The sequence below is a fragment of the Xanthomonas sp. AC360 genome, assembly GCF_979258225.1.
On record NZ_OZ409846.1, the window covers coordinates 5,112,666 to 5,128,953 of the forward strand.

16 protein-coding genes are annotated in these 16,288 nt (G+C 65.7%); 1 reads left to right on the forward strand and 15 read right to left on the reverse strand.

Annotated features, from left to right (window positions below):
* Positions 1 to 2: 2 nt before the first annotated feature.
* The 15 genes from pal to aspS all read right to left on the reverse strand — a co-directional run bounded on the left by pal (position 3) and on the right by aspS (position 15,169).
* Positions 3 to 521: a peptidoglycan-associated lipoprotein Pal gene (gene pal / locus ACZZ0O_RS21945; RefSeq protein ID WP_039423449.1), complete on the reverse strand. Its 519-nt coding sequence runs from the start codon at positions 519 to 521 to the stop codon at positions 3 to 5.
* Between the two features lie 57 nt (positions 522 to 578).
* The gene (tolB, locus tag ACZZ0O_RS21950) at positions 579 to 1,898 is read right to left on the reverse strand and encodes a Tol-Pal system beta propeller repeat protein TolB (RefSeq protein WP_115513619.1); all 1,320 of its coding nucleotides are present in this window, start codon (positions 1,896 to 1,898) and stop codon (positions 579 to 581) included.
* Positions 1,899 to 2,165: 267 nt separating this feature from the next.
* Positions 2,166 to 3,203: a cell envelope integrity protein TolA gene (tolA, locus tag ACZZ0O_RS21955; RefSeq protein WP_115513620.1), complete on the reverse strand. Its 1,038-nt coding sequence runs from the start codon at positions 3,201 to 3,203 to the stop codon at positions 2,166 to 2,168.
* Positions 3,193 to 3,642: a protein TolR gene (tolR, locus tag ACZZ0O_RS21960; protein ID WP_005996094.1), complete on the reverse strand. Its 450-nt coding sequence runs from the start codon at positions 3,640 to 3,642 to the stop codon at positions 3,193 to 3,195. The genes tolA and tolR overlap by 11 nt, the downstream gene beginning before the upstream one ends.
* Positions 3,643 to 3,820: 178 nt before the next feature.
* Positions 3,821 to 4,600: a protein TolQ gene (gene tolQ / locus ACZZ0O_RS21965; RefSeq protein ID WP_005996093.1), complete on the reverse strand. Its 780-nt coding sequence runs from the start codon at positions 4,598 to 4,600 to the stop codon at positions 3,821 to 3,823.
* Between the two features lie 11 nt (positions 4,601 to 4,611).
* On the reverse strand, positions 4,612 to 5,070 hold the full coding sequence (ybgC, locus tag ACZZ0O_RS21970; protein WP_463591840.1) for a tol-pal system-associated acyl-CoA thioesterase: 459 nt from the start codon (positions 5,068 to 5,070) through the stop codon (positions 4,612 to 4,614).
* A gap of 52 nt (positions 5,071 to 5,122) precedes the next feature.
* Positions 5,123 to 6,163, reverse strand: a complete 1,041-nt coding sequence (ruvB, locus tag ACZZ0O_RS21975) for a Holliday junction branch migration DNA helicase RuvB (protein ID WP_055849093.1) — start codon at positions 6,161 to 6,163, stop codon at positions 5,123 to 5,125.
* 39 nt (positions 6,164 to 6,202) lie between these two features.
* Positions 6,203 to 7,324: an SMI1/KNR4 family protein gene (locus ACZZ0O_RS21980; RefSeq protein WP_463591841.1), complete on the reverse strand. Its 1,122-nt coding sequence runs from the start codon at positions 7,322 to 7,324 to the stop codon at positions 6,203 to 6,205.
* 2 nt (positions 7,325 to 7,326) lie between these two features.
* Positions 7,327 to 9,234, reverse strand: a complete 1,908-nt coding sequence (locus ACZZ0O_RS21985; protein WP_055849087.1) for a potassium transporter Kup — start codon at positions 9,232 to 9,234, stop codon at positions 7,327 to 7,329.
* Between the two features lie 54 nt (positions 9,235 to 9,288).
* Entirely contained in the window at positions 9,289 to 9,873 is a 585-nt protein-coding gene (gene ruvA, locus ACZZ0O_RS21990) for a Holliday junction branch migration protein RuvA (RefSeq protein WP_055849084.1), read from the reverse strand.
* Positions 9,874 to 9,991: 118 nt separating this feature from the next.
* Positions 9,992 to 10,516, reverse strand: coding sequence for a crossover junction endodeoxyribonuclease RuvC (gene ruvC / locus ACZZ0O_RS21995; protein ID WP_055849080.1), 525 nt, complete (start codon positions 10,514 to 10,516; stop codon positions 9,992 to 9,994).
* Positions 10,517 to 10,645: 129 nt separating this feature from the next.
* Complete coding sequence (locus ACZZ0O_RS22000; RefSeq protein ID WP_115560144.1) at positions 10,646 to 11,374, reverse strand: YebC/PmpR family DNA-binding transcriptional regulator; 729 nt, start codon at positions 11,372 to 11,374, stop codon at positions 10,646 to 10,648.
* 89 nt (positions 11,375 to 11,463) lie between these two features.
* On the reverse strand, positions 11,464 to 12,141 hold the full coding sequence (locus ACZZ0O_RS22005; protein WP_115562662.1) for an alpha/beta hydrolase: 678 nt from the start codon (positions 12,139 to 12,141) through the stop codon (positions 11,464 to 11,466).
* Between the two features lie 322 nt (positions 12,142 to 12,463).
* Positions 12,464 to 12,991, reverse strand: coding sequence for a GNAT family N-acetyltransferase (locus ACZZ0O_RS22010; protein ID WP_055849071.1), 528 nt, complete (start codon positions 12,989 to 12,991; stop codon positions 12,464 to 12,466).
* 426 nt (positions 12,992 to 13,417) lie between these two features.
* Positions 13,418 to 15,169 carry an aspartate--tRNA ligase gene (gene aspS / locus ACZZ0O_RS22015; RefSeq protein WP_463591842.1) on the reverse strand — a complete coding sequence of 584 codons (1,752 nt, stop codon included), beginning with the start codon at positions 15,167 to 15,169 and terminating at the stop codon, positions 13,418 to 13,420.
* A gap of 156 nt (positions 15,170 to 15,325) precedes the next feature.
* On the opposite strand from aspS, the gene ACZZ0O_RS22020 reads away from it, so the two are divergent.
* Positions 15,326 to 16,105, forward strand: a complete 780-nt coding sequence (locus tag ACZZ0O_RS22020; RefSeq protein ID WP_463591843.1) for a DUF3011 domain-containing protein — start codon at positions 15,326 to 15,328, stop codon at positions 16,103 to 16,105.
* The last annotated feature ends 183 nt before the right edge of the window (positions 16,106 to 16,288 follow it).

The following is a 16,288-nucleotide window of genomic DNA, read 5'->3' on the forward strand; positions in this document are numbered from 1 at the left end:
TCTTACTGAGCCGTGTACACGATTTCGACGCGACGGTTCTGCGACCAGCAGCTTTCGCTGGTTTCGGTGCAGACCGGACGCTCTTCACCGTAGCTGACGACGGTCAGCTGGCTGGCCGAACCACCGGCAGCCTGCAGCGACGACGACACTGCGTTGCCGCGGCGCTCGCCCAGGCCCATGTTGTACTCGCGCGAACCGCGCTCGTCAGCATTGCCCTGCAGGGTGATGCGCGAGGACGGACGGTCGCGCAGGTACTTGGCGTGGCACGCCATGATGGCCTGGAATTCCGGCTTCAGGGAGTCCTGATCCAGATCGAAGTAGACAACGCGCTGGCGCAGGCAAGCATCGGTATCCAGGTCGCCCGGGCCGTACAGGCCAGAGGTGGCCGGGCCGGTGGGAACGGAGGAACCGGCGGTGGTGTCGGTTGCAGGAGGCGGAGTTTCCTTCACCTTCTTCGAGCAACCAGCCAGCACGGCAACGGACAACAGGGAGACAAGCAAGACGCGGGTGGACTTGTTCATGGGATACCTATGGAGGCTCTGGGCCAATGAGTGGTTTAACGCAGCGAAATATTAACATTAATGCGCGGTTCGGTAAGGCCCCCAGGCGGGTTCTCTCACATCACCATCGGCCAGAACCAGACGCTGGCGAACCCGAGCGTCGGCGGATACGGCGTAAAGCACGCCCCGGCCACCCTCACGTGCGGCGTACAACACCATGCTGGCGTTGGGCGCAAAGCTCGGCGATTCGTCCAGCGAACCCGGCGAGAGCGTGCTCCAGCTGGGCGAACCCAGGCTGCGATCCATCATAGCGATGCGGTAGCTGTTGCCGCTGCCCTGTGCCACGGCAATCTTCTTGCCGTCGAACGACACGCTGGCGGTCGCGTTGTAATTGCCCTGGAAGGTCACGCGGTTGGCGCTGCCGCCGCTGGCAGCCACCTGGTAGATCTGCGGACGACCGCCGCGATCGGAGGTGAAATAGATACTGCTGCCATCCGGCGCCCAGGTCGGCTCGGTATCGATGCCGAAGTGGTTGGTCAGCTGGGTCAGCTGCTTGCTGCCCAGATCCATCACGTAGATCTCCGGGTTGCCGCTGCGCGACAGCGCCAGCGCCAGGCGACGGCCATCCGGCGAGAACGACGGTGCGCCATTGATGCCGCGGAAGCTGGAGACCAGCTCACGTGCGCCGGTGGCGATGTCCTGCAGGTAGATCGAGGAATTGCCACGCTCGAAGCTCACGTAGGCCAGCTTCTTGCCATCCGGGCTCCAGTTCGGCGACAGCAGCGGCTCGGCCGAGCGCACGATGGTCTGCGGGTTGTAGCCATCCGAATCGGCCACCATCAGCGCGTAGCGCATGGCGCCACCCTTGCCGCTGGCGGTCACGTAGGCGATACGGGTCCAGAACGCGCCGCGCACGCCGGTGATTTTTTCGTAGATCGCATCGGCCATCTGGTGCGACACGTCACGCATCGCATTGGCGCGCGCGGTCATCGCCAGGCCGAGCATGCGCTCGCCCTTGGCCACGTCGAACAGTTCGTACTCGACACGATATGCGCCCTCGCCCGCATCCATCACGCGGCCGACGACGATGTAGTTCTGCTTGAGGGTGCGCCAGGTCTGGAACTGCACCTCGGTGCCGCGGGTGGGCTTTTCGACGATCTGCGCTGCCGGCAACGTACGGAACTGGCCGGAACGATCCAGGTCGGCGCCGACGACGGCAGACACATCGGTCTGCGGTGCGGTGCCGGAGCCCTGGTAGGGCATGGGGATGACGGTGATCGGCGTCGCCGAGGCGCTACCGCCCACGATGTCGATGGTGAGCCCTTGCTGTTGCGCGAGTGCGCTCAGCGGCAACAACAGGGCGGTCAAGGCAGCTAGCCAACGCAGCGGTTTTTTCATGGACGGCTCGGATCGGGCAGGAAAAGTGTGCAAGGGATACCAATCAGCGAGTGAACATACTCGCAATCATGAACGAGACAACGTGAAAATGGAGCGAGCGGTCGAGCGGCGAGGCAACTTCGTCAGGCCTGAATCCGGTCGGGCGCTACCGAGCCGCAATCGACGCCGGCAAGACATGAGACGACAACGCATTGACCCGGCTGTCATCCGGCGCCTCGTCCCCCGGTGCAGCGCTCGCAAGCTGCCACACCGCGATCCACCCAACGATTACTGATCCTGCGCGGTGAATACGAAGGTCAGATTGCGCTGGAACACCGACTCGAACCCGCGATACGGCAGCGGCTGTGCGCTCAACACCGCAGCCTCGATCGAGCGCTGGCCGGCCTCGTCGTACGGGCAACCCGGCGCGACCTTGGCCTCCATCACGCTGCCACCAGGCAACTGACGGATGTTGATCGTGCACTTCTGCCCCGGCGGCACCGATGGCGGGCGCACCCACTGGGCAAGCACCTTCTGCTGGATCGCGGCGGCGTACTTGGCCGACAGGTCGGTGCTGGTGCCGCCCTGCCCCGCGGTCGGCTGCGCACTGGTCGCTGCCGCGGCAGAGGCCTGCTGCGCGCGCGCAGCCGCAACCTGGCGCAGCTTCTGCTCGGCCAGCGTAGCTTCCTTGGTGGCTTGCTCACGCTGGCGGCGGATGTCGGCGATTTTCTTCTGGCGCTCGGCGTCGGCCGCCTGCTCGGCAGCGGCCTGCTTCTTCTTGGCGTCGGCCTCTTCCTGCTGCTTGGCCAGGCGCAGTTTCTGCTCAGCCTCGTCCTGACGCTTGCGCTCGGTCAGGTCGATCTGCTCCTGGCGGCGCTTGGCTTCCTGTTCCTGCTTGGCCTTCTCTTCGGAAATGGCCAACGCATCGACCTTGTCCTGGTCGACCTTGTCCGGCTGGGCAACGCGTTCCTGCGCCTGTGCCTGCTGCTGCGTAGGCGCATCCTGCGGGCGCAGCTCCGGGATCGGCTGCGGCGGCGGCACACTTTCTTCCGGCGCGGGCTCGGGCAACGGTGCCGGCGGCGGGGGTGCTTCCACCGGCGTGGCCTTCAGCGCCTGACGCGCGACGCGTGCCTCGGCGGCGGAGACGTCCAGCGAGGCTTCCATACTGGGATCGCCCGCAGCCGGTTCGACCGAGCGTTCGGGCGACCACAGCCAGCCGGCGATGAACACCAGCGCGACCAGAATATGCACGACCAAGGCCAGCATGACCGGTCGCAGCCAGCCATCCTCGCGCGCGCCCTGGGTGGGGAGTGCGTCAGCGTGCATCGCTGCCTGCAGTGCCGCCGGAGTCGGAGATCAGGCCGACCTTCTCGACCTTGGCCTGCTTGAGCACGTCGATGGCATCCATGATCTTTTGATACGGCGCGGCGCGATCGCCGGCCACCACCACGCGTGCATCCTTGTCCTGCGCCACGATGGCGGCCAGCTGCGCCTGCAGCGCATTGACGTCCATGGCCTGCGGCTTGCCCTTGGGCAGCTGCAATGCCAGTTGGCCATCGGCGGCAACCACCACCACGATCGGGTCCTGCTTGCTTTCCAGCGCCTTGGCGCGCGAGCTCGGCAGGCTGACGTCGGTGCTCAGGGTCAACAGCGGCGCGGTCACCATGAAGATGATCAGCAGCACCAGCATCACGTCGATGTATGGCACGACGTTGATGTCGGATTTGAGCTTGCGCTTCTTACGGCGGGAAATACCGGAAATCATCGCGAAACGTTCCTAATTAATCCCTCGCACAGACGTGTGCGATCTGTCGCCAGTGGCTTGCCTGTCCAGGTGCTGCAGACCAGTGCGTGCGCATTGGCGGCGGACGCATCCAGCCGCCGCGCGGTGCAGGTTCCTGCAACGCGCGCGCGCAGGCCAGAGAGCTTGCGAGAGAGGCGCATTACTCGTCCGCGCCAGCCTGGCGCTGCAGGATGGAGCTGAACTCGTCGGCGAAGGTTTCGTAGCGCACCGACAGCCGTTCCACGCGGGTGGTGAAGCGGTTGTAGGCCCACACCGCCGGGATCGCCACGAACAGGCCGATGGCGGTGGCGAACAAGGCTTCGGAAATACCCGGCGCCACGGCCGCGATACCGGCCTGCTCGCCGCTGCTGACCATGTCGTGCATGGTCACCATGATGCCGAACACGGTACCGACCAGGCCGACGTACGGCGCGGTGGAGCCGATGTTGGCCAGCAGTTCGAGATTGCGCTCCAGCTGATCGACCTCACGGGTGAAGGCGGTCCGCATGGCGCGCTGTGCGCCTTCGAGTTGCACGCGCGCATCCAGGCGGCGGCGATCGCGCAGCCGCGAAAATTCGCGAAACCCGCTTTCGAACATCGATTCCAGACCGCCAACGGTGCGGTTGCGGTCGGTTGCCGAAGCGTAGAGCTTGGCAAGATCGGCGCCGGACCAGAAGCGGTTTTCGAACTCGTCCGCCTCGCGGTTGGCCTGCTTGAACGCACGCGCCTTGCGGAAAATGATCACCCAACTGATGAACGAGCCGATCAACAGCAACAGCACGATGATCTTCACCGGGATGCTGGCGCGCAGGATCAGATCAACATAGTTGATGCTGCTGTTATGCGCCGCCGTGGCGGTTTGCGCCGCGGCCGCGGTGACTTCCTGCGGTAGTGCTTCCACTACCGTGTCCTGCAGGGCCAGGAGCAATGCAATCGACATCCGTTGGTTCCTCAGTAATCTGATTCTGGGGTTTCTAAAGCTTTCAACACGTCATACAGCGCATCGTCCATGCCGCGCGGGCGGAAGTCGCTGGTGCCGAGTGCGGCGATGCGCACCTCGGCAGTCAACAGCACCTCGCCTTCGCGACGGACCGACTGCGCAAACAGCAGGCTGGCCCGTTTGCATTTCAGCAATACCGCCGACACAGACAGCGCGTCGTCGAGCCGGGCCGGCTTGAGGAAATCCAGTTGCATCGAGCGGACCGCAAACACCAGACCTTGGTCCTGGCGCATCAGATCCTGCCCGTAACCGACCGCGCGCATCCACTCGGTGCGCGCGCGTTCCATGAAAGCAACGTAGCGCGCGTGGTAGACCACCCCGCCGGCGTCGGTATCTTCCCAGTAGACGCGTGTCGGCCAACTGAATACAGGCGGGGAATCGGGAGACGGGAATCGGGAATCGGTGGTCATGGGGACGGATTATTGGTCGAGACGGCCTGAGCAAGCGACAAGCGGAGCGTCATCAGAACAGGTCTCCCGGCTCGCCGATGGCTGGTGCGCGGTCGCGCGGCGGCTTCAGGCCCAGGTGCAGATAGGCCTTGGTGGTGACCATGCGGCCGCGCGCGGTGCGGATCAGAAAACCCTGCTGGATCAGGTAGGGCTCGATCACGTCTTCCAGCGTGCCGCGCTCTTCCGACAACGAGGCGGCCAAGGATTCCACACCCACCGGGCCGCCGTCGAAATGCTCGACGATGGTGCGCAACATGCGGCGATCGAGCTCGTCGAAGCCTTCCGGGTCGACCTTGAGCATCTGCATGGCGGCCTGCGCCACCGGCAGATCGATATGGCCGGCGGCTTTGACCTGGGCGAAATCGCGCACGCGGCGCAGCAGCCGGTTGGCGATACGCGGGGTGCCACGTGCGCGACGCGCGATTTCGGCGGCGCCGTCGGGCGTGCAGTCGATGCCCAGAATCGCGGCCGAGCGGATCACGATGCGGGTGAGCTCTGCCGGCGAATAGAACTCCAGCCGCTGCACGATGCCGAAGCGGTCGCGCAACGGCGCGGTCAGCAGGCCGGCGCGGGTGGTGGCGCCAATCAGCGTGAAAGGCGGCAGATCAATCTTGATCGAGCGTGCGGCCGGGCCGTCGCCGATCATGATGTCGATCTGGAAATCTTCCATCGCCGGGTACAGCACTTCTTCCACCACGGGCGACAGCCGATGGATTTCGTCGATGAACAACACATCGTGCGGCTGCAGGTTGGTCAGCAGCGCGGCCAGATCGCCGGCCTTTTCAATCACCGGCCCGGAGGTGGAGCGCAGGTTGACGCCCAGCTCATTGGCAATGACGTGGCTGAGCGTGGTCTTGCCCAGGCCGGGCGGGCCGAAGATCAGCACATGATCCATCGCCTCGCCGCGCGCCTTGGCAGCCTGGATGTAGATCTCCATCTGCTCGCGCACCGGCTGCTGGCCGAGGTAATCGGCCAGGCGCTTGGGGCGGATGCTCGCATCGGCGGCATCGTCTTCGCGGGTGGCGCTGCTGGCGATGATGCGCTGTTCGGTCATCCCGCCATCTTCGCATGCCGCGCGCGGGCGGCGCAGCCTCTAGAAATCAAGATCGGCCTGCCGCAGCGCGCTGAAGAACGCATCGAAGCTGGGCGCGCGCCAGGTCGGGACCAGCCCCTCCCATTTCTCGAAATAGACGACTTCCGGCTCGCCCTGCGGGCCGCGCGCGCGATAGTCCAGACACAGCAGGCAATCGATGTTGTGGCACGACAGCACCAGCACCTGGTCCAGGCCGGCATGCAGGCACGCCATCGCACTGAAGTCGCCCGGGTCTTCGAAGGCCGCGGCCAGGTCCAGCACGCTGCCGATCTGTGCAAGCGGCGATAGATACCGATCCACCAGCACGCATTCCCAATCCACGTGATGCGCGGAAGCAAAGCGCGTGCGCGGCACCCAGCAACAGCCCGTGTCGCCGCCGTCCTGGACGCTGTACAGGCGCTTGAACAACGCTGGCAAGCGCACGCCCAGTCGCGCTTCGGCAGTGTCCAGCGCATCGGCGTCTGCAGCCGCTGCGGTGTCGTTCCAATGCCCGGGCCCGCTCCAGAAGGTGCGCAATGCCGGTGGCTGAGGCTGCCAGTGCACCAGCTCATTCTCATCGTGCTTGGCCTGCAATGCAGGCGACCAGTACACGACATCGACCAGCTGCGACAGCAGAGCGTCCACGTTCTCGAACACGATCAACCGACGGTTCCCGCCGGCATCGACATAGACCAGGGTGGGCTCGGCGCCGGGCACGGAATAATCCAGACACAAGGCCCGACTGGGTGAGCGGTGGTCGGCGGCGATGACGATCAGGCGGCGATCGTCGCCACCGGCGGCCAGACCGGCAAATGCGTCATCGCGGTAGTCCTCGCGGGCACGCACCTGCGCGAAGGAAAACAGCTCCGCGCTGCCAAGCAGGCGCGCGCGCGGAATCAGCCATTCGGCGGTGAGCCAGTCGTCCGGCTGCTCCAGCGACTGACCACGCGCCATCTGCACCGCGCCGCCGTCATAGCGCGCATACAACGTGCGTAGCCACGTCGGCAGATGCACCTCGAGCCGCGCTTGCGCAGCGGCGATGGCGGCCTCGCTGGCCGGTACACGCCCGAGATTCAGCGCTTCGTCCCAGAAGGTGTCCAGGCTCGGCGAGCGGCCGTAGACCATCCACTGCAGACCAGCCACGCTCAGATCTCCACTTGCGCGCCCAACTCGACCAGGCGGTTACCGGGGATGCGGAAGAAGCCGGTGGCCGGGGCGGCGTTGCGATGCATCAGCGCAAACAGCTTGTCGCGCCAGATTGGCATGCCGCGGTTGGCGCTGGCCACGATGGTTTCGCGGCTGGCGAAGAAGGTGGTGTCCATCGGGTCGAAATGGATGCCGCCCTGGTCGCAGGAGCGCATCAGCGCCAGTGGCACGTCGGGCGTTTCCATGAAGCCGAAGCGCACGTAGACGCGGTAGAACTCGTCGCCGATCGATTCGATCTGCAGGCGCTTGTCCACCGGCGCGTACGGGATCGGCAAGGTGTCGACGTTGAGGAAGATGTTGCGTTCGTGCAGCACCTTGTTGTGCTTGAGGTTGTGCATCAGCGCATGCGGCACGACCATCGGGTCGGCGGTCAAGAACACCGCCATGCCCGGCACGCGCGCCGGCGGGGCCAGCATCAGGCCAGGCAGGAAGCTGTCGATGCGGATGCCGTCCTTGCGGATCTCTTCACGCAGCAGCGCGCGGCCACGCCGCCAGGTGCGCATCAGGGTAAACACCACGATGCCCAGCGCCAGCGGGAACCACGCACCCTGCAGCAGCTTGGCGCCGTTGGCGATGACAAACGCCAGCTCGATGATGAAGAACACCACGCACAGCGGCAGCACCCAGTTGCGCCAGCGCGGCCACAACGACCGCGCCACCAGGGCCAGCAGCAAGGTGTCGATCAGCATCGTCATCGAGACCGAGATGCCGTACGCCACGGCCAGATTGGTGGAGCTGCGGAAGATCAGCACCAGCGCGATCACCATCACCATCAACAGCCAGTTGATGCCCGGCACGTAGATCTGGCCGATGGTGGTGCGCGAGGTGTGCTTGATCTGCATGCGCGGGATGTAGCCCAGCTGCATGGCCTGGCGGGCCACCGAATACGCACCGGTGATCACCGCCTGCGAGGCGATCACCGCTGCCAGCGTGGCCAGGATGATCATCGGGTACAGCGCCCAGCTGGGCACCGCTTCGAAGAACGGGTTTTTCAGTGCGGCAGGGTGATTGAGCACCAGTGCGCCCTGGCCCAGGTAATTGAGCAGCAGCATCGGCAGCACGAAGAAGTACCAGCCATGGCGGATCGGGCGTGCGCCGAAGTGGCCCATGTCTGCATACAGCGCTTCACCGCCGGTCACCGCCAGCACCACCGCGCCGAGGATGAACACCCCGTGCCAGCCGTGCTCCATGAAGAAGCGGATCGCCCACCACGGATTGAAGGCTTTCATCACTTCCGGCGCATCGACGATGTTCCAGATGCCGATCGCGCCCAGCGACAGAAACCACAGACAAGTGATCGGGCCGAACACCTTGCCGACCGTTTCGGTGCCGAAGCGCTGCACCATGAACACGATCAGCAGCACCACCACGGTGATCGGCACGATGAAGGGATGCAGGCTGGGCGCGGCGATTTCCAGGCCTTCCACCGCGCCCATCACCGAGATGGCCGGCGTGATCACACCGTCGCCGAAGAACAGCGAGGCGCCGAAGATCCCGAGGATGCCGACCACGTACGCCGAGCGCGAGCCCTGCTTGAGGGTGCGCTGGGTCAGCGCCATCAGCGCCATGATGCCGCCCTCGCCCTCGTTGTCGGCACGCATGATGATGGTGACGTACTTGAGCGTGACGGTGATCATCAGCGCCCAGAACGCCAGTGACAGCACGCCCAGCACGGTGTCGTGATCGCTGGTCAACCCGTAGTGCGGCGAAAACGCCTCCTTGAGGGTGTACAGCGGACTGGTGCCGATATCGCCGAAGACGACGCCGATGGCGCCGACGACCAAGGCCATATGGCTGTTGGCAGGCGCGTGGCCGTGGCCAGCTGCGGGAGTGGAGGTCTGTGACATTGAGTGGGCAGGTTATCGCTGAAGGGCGTGAAGAATGAGAAAGGCCGAGCTCGCTTAACGCAGCGCGGCCTGGAGTGCCTTGCGAATGACCGTGGCGACTTCGTCGCCTTCTGCCCCGGCCTCGCGTGCCATGCGTGCAGCCTCGGCCGGCTTGTAACCCAGTTGCTGCAAGGCGACCGTGGCTTCGGACACCGCATCCGGACCCAGCTGGCCGGTGATCGGCGCGCCGCTGCTGAAGTCGGCGGCGCGGTCGCGCAGCTCGACCACCATGCGCTCGGCGGTCTTCTTGCCGATGCCCGGAATGCGCGTCAGCGCGGTGATGTCGCCGCCGGTGACCAGGCGGGCGAACTCGTCCACGCTGACCCCGGAGAGCACCGCCAGCGCGATCTTGGCGCCGATCCCGGTGACTTTTTGAACGTCGCGGAACAGCCGCCGCTCGCCCTCGCGCAGGAAGCCGTACAGCGCGACGCTATCTTCCTTTTGCGCGTAATGGGTGAACAGGATGACATCGCGACCGACATCGGGCAGATCGTAGAAGGTACTCATCGGCGCCTCCAGCTCGTACCCCACCCCGCCCACGTCGATCACCAGCCACGGCGGCTGCTTGTAGGCCAGGATCCCGCGCAGACGGCCGATCATTGGGCACCGCCTTGGCGGTGCCGGGAATGGGGAATCGGGAATGGGGAATCGAAACAGCACGCGCCGTTATGAACTCCGCTCTGGGCGTTTTCGATTCCCGATTCCCGATTCCCGATTCTCATTTCTTGCGGCTCCAGGCCTGTTGGGTAGTGACGCCCAGACGCTGCGCGGTGGCGCGGACGTGGGCGTGGGTGATGGCGACCGCCAGTGCATCGGCGGCGTCGGCCTGCAGCTTGCCTTTCAGGTTGAGCATGATGCCGACCATGTGCTGCACCTGCACCTTGTCCGCGCCGCCCTTGCCGACCAGCGCGAGCTTGATTTCAGTGGCAGCGTACTCGTGCACCGGCAGATCGCGCATGACGACCGCGCAGATCGCCGCGCCACGTGCATGGCCGAGCTTGAGCGCCGAAGCGGCACTTTTGCCCATGAAGACCTTTTCGATCGCCACTTCATCCGGCCGGTAGGTCTCGATCAACTCGCCCAACCCGTGCAGCAGGCGCTTGAGCCGCTGCGCAAAGTCGCCCTCGCCCAGCAGCACCAGCGGTGCGTGATGCACATGCCGGCTGCGACCGCCCTCGTCGATGTCGATGATGCCGACCCCGGTGCGCTGGGAGCCGGGATCGATGCCCAGGATGCGGGTCATCGAGGGGCCGGGAATCGGGAGTCGGGAATCGGGAATGGGTAAAGCGGCCTACTGGCGTGCTCGACGTCGCCGAGCACCGCAGGATGCAGTCGTTTCGATTCCCGATTCTCCATTCTCAATTCCCGGCACCTACGCGCCGAAACTCGATTGATCGACGTTCGAATACACATCCTGGACATCGTCCAGGTCTTCGAGCAGATCGAGCAGCTTGCGGACCTGCAGCGCGGTGTCGCCGTCGACAGCGATGTCGTTTTCGGCGCGGAAGGTGACTTCGGCGTGGGCCGGTTCCAGGCCGGCCGCGGCCAGAGCGTCCTTGACCTGGGCGAAGGCATCCGGGGCGGTCAGCACGTCGATGGCGCCGTCTTCCGGGTACACCACCACGTCGTCGGCGCCGGCTTCGATGGCCGCGTCGGTGAGGGTGTCTTCATCGATGCCGGCGGCAAAACTGAGCACGCCCAGGCGCTTGAACATGAAAGCCACCGAGCCATCGGTGCCCATGTTGCCGCCGCATTTGCTGAAGGCATGCCGCACGTCGGCCACGGTGCGCACGCGGTTATCGGTCAGGCAGTCCACGATCACCGCCACGCCGCCGGGCGCGTAGCCTTCGTAGCGCACTTCTTCGTATTCCACGCCTTCCAGCTCGCCGGTGGACTTCTTGATGGCGCGTTCGATCACGTCCTTGGACATGTTCGCCGACAGGCCCTTGTCCATGGCGGTGCGCAGGCGCGGATTGTTGGACAAATCGCCGCCGCCGGCGCGCGCAGCGACGCTAATCTCGCGGATGATCTTGGTGAACATCTTGCCGCGTTTGGCGTCGGAGGCGTTCTTGCGGCCTTCGATCGAGGGGCCTCTACCCATGGGTGATTCCAGACTGGCTTGGATGACAGGGCGCGGATTTTACCTGATTGCTTGCACTCACCGGGGCCGCGACATCCGCCAGCGGATGTTCAAGACGAAAAGCGGCCGCTGCGCAGGAAGGCCAACGCCTGCCGGGCGGCCTCGGGCGAGCGCAACAGCCCGCTGTGGCTGGCGTGCACCACGCAGTGGTCGCGCAGCCCCGGCAGACGGGTTTCGGCCAGCGCCACGGTGCCGTCCGAGCCCTCGGCCAGCGGCGCCAGCCAGCGGCCGACCCCGCGCGGCACGCACCCGGCGACCTGGCCGATCTCGACCGGGCCGTCCCAGCGCGCAAACCCTTGCTGCAGCAGGGCGGCGCTGCGCCCCATCGCCCAGACGCCCCCGCGCCGCGCCAGCCCGCGCGCAGCGGCGCTGCCGCACAGGGGCGAGCCCAGGCAGACCACGCGACGCACCGGTAGGTCGGGGGCATCGCACAAGGCCTGCAGGGCCATCAACCCACCCAGGCTGTGACAGACCAGCAATTGCGCGCGGCTGGTGCGCAGGCGTTCGATCAAGCGCGGCACTGCCTGCGCCGGCCCGCCGAGCACGCTGGCATAGCCGAACAACGCAGGCGCCAGCCCATCGGCGCGCATCCGGCGCGCAAGCGGCAACAGCCAGTGCGCGGTATTCCAGATGCCGTGCACCAACAGCACATCGGCGGTGGCGGCGGCCGCGTGCTTACGCGGACTGCGCCGAGGGATGACAGGGATGGCCGACGATGCGTTGGACAAGGACGTGGTTACCGGAAGGGAGGGTGAGCGTCAGGCGAATGTCTGACGCGCATAGGGTCTGCAGCACCGACTGCGCGATTGCGATCGCAGGTTCGCTGCGCCGATCTTGCGGCAAGCGCAGTCGCGCCTGGGCAGGACAAAATGCTTTGCAGCGCCGCGCCGCCACGGCAGGCCTGGCCTGGAGCCGCGCATACACCTTAGCGACGGCTGCCAGGCGGGTGTGGACGGCGCACGGGAGACGGCGTGTACGAGCGACACATGCCGATTCCGCGGCACCGGCCGCGCTGGTCCGATGCGCGTACAGTCGCTTGGGTCGTCGCGCTTAGTCGGCCGCCAGCACCGGCTTGCGGCGCAGGATGAACTCGCGGTCGACGATCTTGCCCACCGGGAAATCGTATTCGCCGATTTTTTCGAAGCCGTAGCGGGCGTAGAAGCGCTGCGCGCCGAAATTCTCCGACCACACACCGATCCACAAGGTGTGTGGGCCGTCGCGTTCGAGCCATTCCAAGGCGGTTTCGAACAACCGACTTCCCCAGCCGCTGCTCTGGTAGTCCTTCAATAGATACAGGCGCTTGAGTTCCCTGTCGCCGGGGCGCACCTCGTCGTGCGGCAGGCCGCATGGGCCGGCGGCGGCGTGGCCGACCAGCAGGTTGTCCAGCTCCAGCAACCAGATCGCGTAATCCGGATGCGCCAGCACGATGCGCGCACGCTCCACCGCATAGGTCTCTTCCAGAAAACCGCGCAGGTCTTCTTCCGGATACAGATGCCCGAAGGTTTCGGTAAACGTCTGCGCAGCCAGAAGCGACAGCGCTTCGGCATCGTCCGGCGTGGCGCGGCGGATGCGGGTCATGCGGGCCTCTCGTGCCGGGTGGACGTGGCAGCTTCTCGCATGCGGCGGCGGTTCTGCAAGTTGGGGAATCGGGAATCGGGAATCGGGAATCGGACAAGCATCTGCGGTGCCTGGATTAACCGTGTGCAGGATTCGGCGTGGGCGCTGATGGTTTTGGCAAAGCGCGCGACGCTGGCTGCGCACCGCAACGTGTCGGAAAGATAACCACCACGTGCGAGGCACGGCCATGTACTAGCGCAACGACGGTCGGTTCGAAACGGACCTAAAGGCAAACCGCCGCCGGTTGAACGACGGCGATTGGAGGGCCGTGACCCATGCACAGCCTACGGCACTAGCGCTGACGGTTCCGCCAAAGTGCGCAGCGCTGGCTGCGCTGGGCGCCTTGTACAGATGACCACGCATACCGCGGCCATCTGCTCGCGCAGGTCAGACCTGCTTGGGGCGCACCTGCACGTGCACTTCGGCCAGCTGCTCGGCGGCGATCGGCGATGGGGCGTCGGTCATCAGATCCTGCGCGCCGGTGGTCTTGGGGAACGGGATCACGTCGCGGATCGATTCGGTGCCGGCCATCAGCGCGGCGATACGGTCGATACCGAAGGCGATGCCGCCGTGCGGCGGGGCGCCGTAGTTCAACGCATCCAGCAGGAAGCCGAACTTGGCGCGCGCTTCTTCCGCGCCGATGCCGAGCAATTCAAACACGGCGCTCTGCATGTCCGGGCGGTGGATACGGATCGAGCCGCCGCCGATTTCATTGCCGTTGAGCACCATGTCGTAACTGCGCGACACCGCAGTGCGGGCGTTGGCGCGCAGGTCGGCGATATCGTCCACCGCCGATGCGGTGAAGGGATGATGCAGGGCGACGTACCGCTGTGCTTCGTCGTCCCACTCGAACATCGGGAAATCGGTGACCCACAGCGGCGCCCAGGTATCGGCGACCAGCTTGAAGTCCTTGCCGGCTTTCAGGCGCAGCGCGCCCATGAAATCGGACACCTTGTTGTAGCCGCCGGCACCGAAGAACACGATATCGCCGTTGCTTGCACCCACGTGCTTGAGCAGCGCGGCGAACGCCTCTTCGGAAAAGAACTTGGCGATTGGCGAGCTGACTTCGCCGGTCTCCGACAGCTTGATGTAGGCCAGCCCCTTGGCGCCGTATTTGGCGGCATGCGCGGCATAGTCGTCGATCTGCTTGCGCGACAGCGCTGCGCCACCGGGAATACGCAGCGCGGCCACGCGGCCGTCGGCATCGTTGGCGGCGGCGGTGAACACCGGGAATTCGCTGGATTTAACCAGCTCGGCCACATCGATCAGTTCCAGCGCGATACGCAGGTCCGGCTTGTCCGAGCCATAGCGACGCATCGCCTCGGCCCAGGTCATGCGCGGGAACTGCGCGGCCAACTCGACGTCCACCACTTCCTTGAAGATGGCGCGGATCATGTCTTCGACGAAATCCTGCACATCGCGCTCGCGCACGAAAGCGAATTCCATATCGAGCTGGGTGAATTCCAGCTGGCGATCGGCGCGCAGTGCTTCGTCGCGGAAGCAGCGCGCGATCTGATAGTAACGGTCGAAGCCGGCCACCATCAAAATCTGCTTGAACAGCTGCGGGCTCTGCGGCAAGGCGTAAAACTCGCCCGGATGCATGCGCGCCGGCACCAGGAAGTCGCGTGCGCCTTCCGGGGTGGCCTTGGTCAGGATCGGGGTTTCGATGTCCAGGAAATCGCGCGCGTCCAGATGGCGGCGCAGCGCCTGCACCAGCTTGATGCGAGTGCGCTGCATGCGCTGCATTTCCGGACGACGCAGGTCCAGATAGCGGTACTTCAGGCGGGTTTCTTCGCCCGGATTTTCGTGCGCATGGAATGGTAGCGGCGCCGCCTTGTTGAGGATGCTGATGCGGGTGGCGATCACTTCGACCTTGCCGCTGCGCAACTTGTCGTTGACCGCATGCCGCGCACGCACCACGCCATCGACCTGCAGCACGTCCTCGTAGCCCAGGCTGGCGGCCACCGGGAACACTTCGGCGTTCTCCGGTTCCACCGTCACCTGCACGATGCCTTCGTGGTCGCGCAGGTCGATAAAGCACACGCCGCCCAGGTTGCGGGCCACGTCGGTCCAGCCGGCGAGAGTGACGGTTTGGCCGATCATGGTCTCGTCGACCAGGCCGCAGAAGTGGGTACGCATCGAAAGCTCCGCTGAAAACCCGACGCAGGCAGCGCCGGAAAGCCGGATATTCTGGGGCCGGCGGGCGGCAGGAGCAAATGCGGCGACGGTCACCGGCGCTTAAGTCAGCGCCCGGCTGAATAGGCGCCACGCCCCTCCCGTACCAAGGACGTCACGATGCTGCGCACCGCCCTGCTGATCTCCGGCTTCAGTCTTGTCGCCCTCGCCGGCGCCCTGGTCAGCCGCCCCGCCGCCGCGCAGGACCGCGGCTTCAATGGTCCCAGCATCACCTGCTCCAGCAACGATAACCGCCGCCGCGAGTGCGACACCCCGTTCCGGGGGCGCGCCGCGCTGGTGGAAAACATCTCCGGCACCCGCTGCATCGAAGGCCGCAACTGGGGCAGCGACCGCGGCCGCGTCTGGGTGGACAACGGCTGCCGCGGCCGCTTCGTCGAGGCCCGCGGTGGCTGGGGCGGCGGTGGCTGGAATGGCGGCGACGACCGCCCCGGCAATGCGGCCGCCGGCACCGTGCGTTGCGAAAGCCGCGACCAGCGCCAGTCGATCTGCAACACCGGCTGGCGGCGCGCGACGATCGTGCGTCAGCTCTCCGGCACGCCCTGCGTGGAGGGCCGCAACTGGCATCAGGAAAACGGCCGGATCTGGGTAGATGACGGCTGCCGCGCCGACTTTGCGCAGGCCCGTGGCGGTGGCGGCTGGGATCGCGATGATGGCTACGGCGGCCGTGACGATCGCCCGCGTGGCGACTACTCGGTGACCTGCAGCAGCGACGACCGCCGCCTGCGCAGCTGCGACTGGGACGTGCGCGCCGGCCGCCCGGTGCTGACCCGCCAGTTGTCGAACACCCGTTGCGAAGAAGGTCGCACCTGGGGCTTCGATCCGCGCCGCTCGGCGGTGTGGGTCAACGATGGCTGCCGCGCGCGGTTCGACGCGCGCTGAGGTTTCCAGGCTTGGCGTCTTTTGTGTTTGTCGCAACAGGCCGGTTCGTGATGAGCCGGCCTGTTTGCGTTGGCGCTTTGCGGTTTTGCAACAAGATGAGCGGCCGCGCTATCTGAGCGACAGATTGGCGGTGGCAGGACCGAGGATGCTATTTGCTACCGGCCGGGCGACTCAGTCACGCGC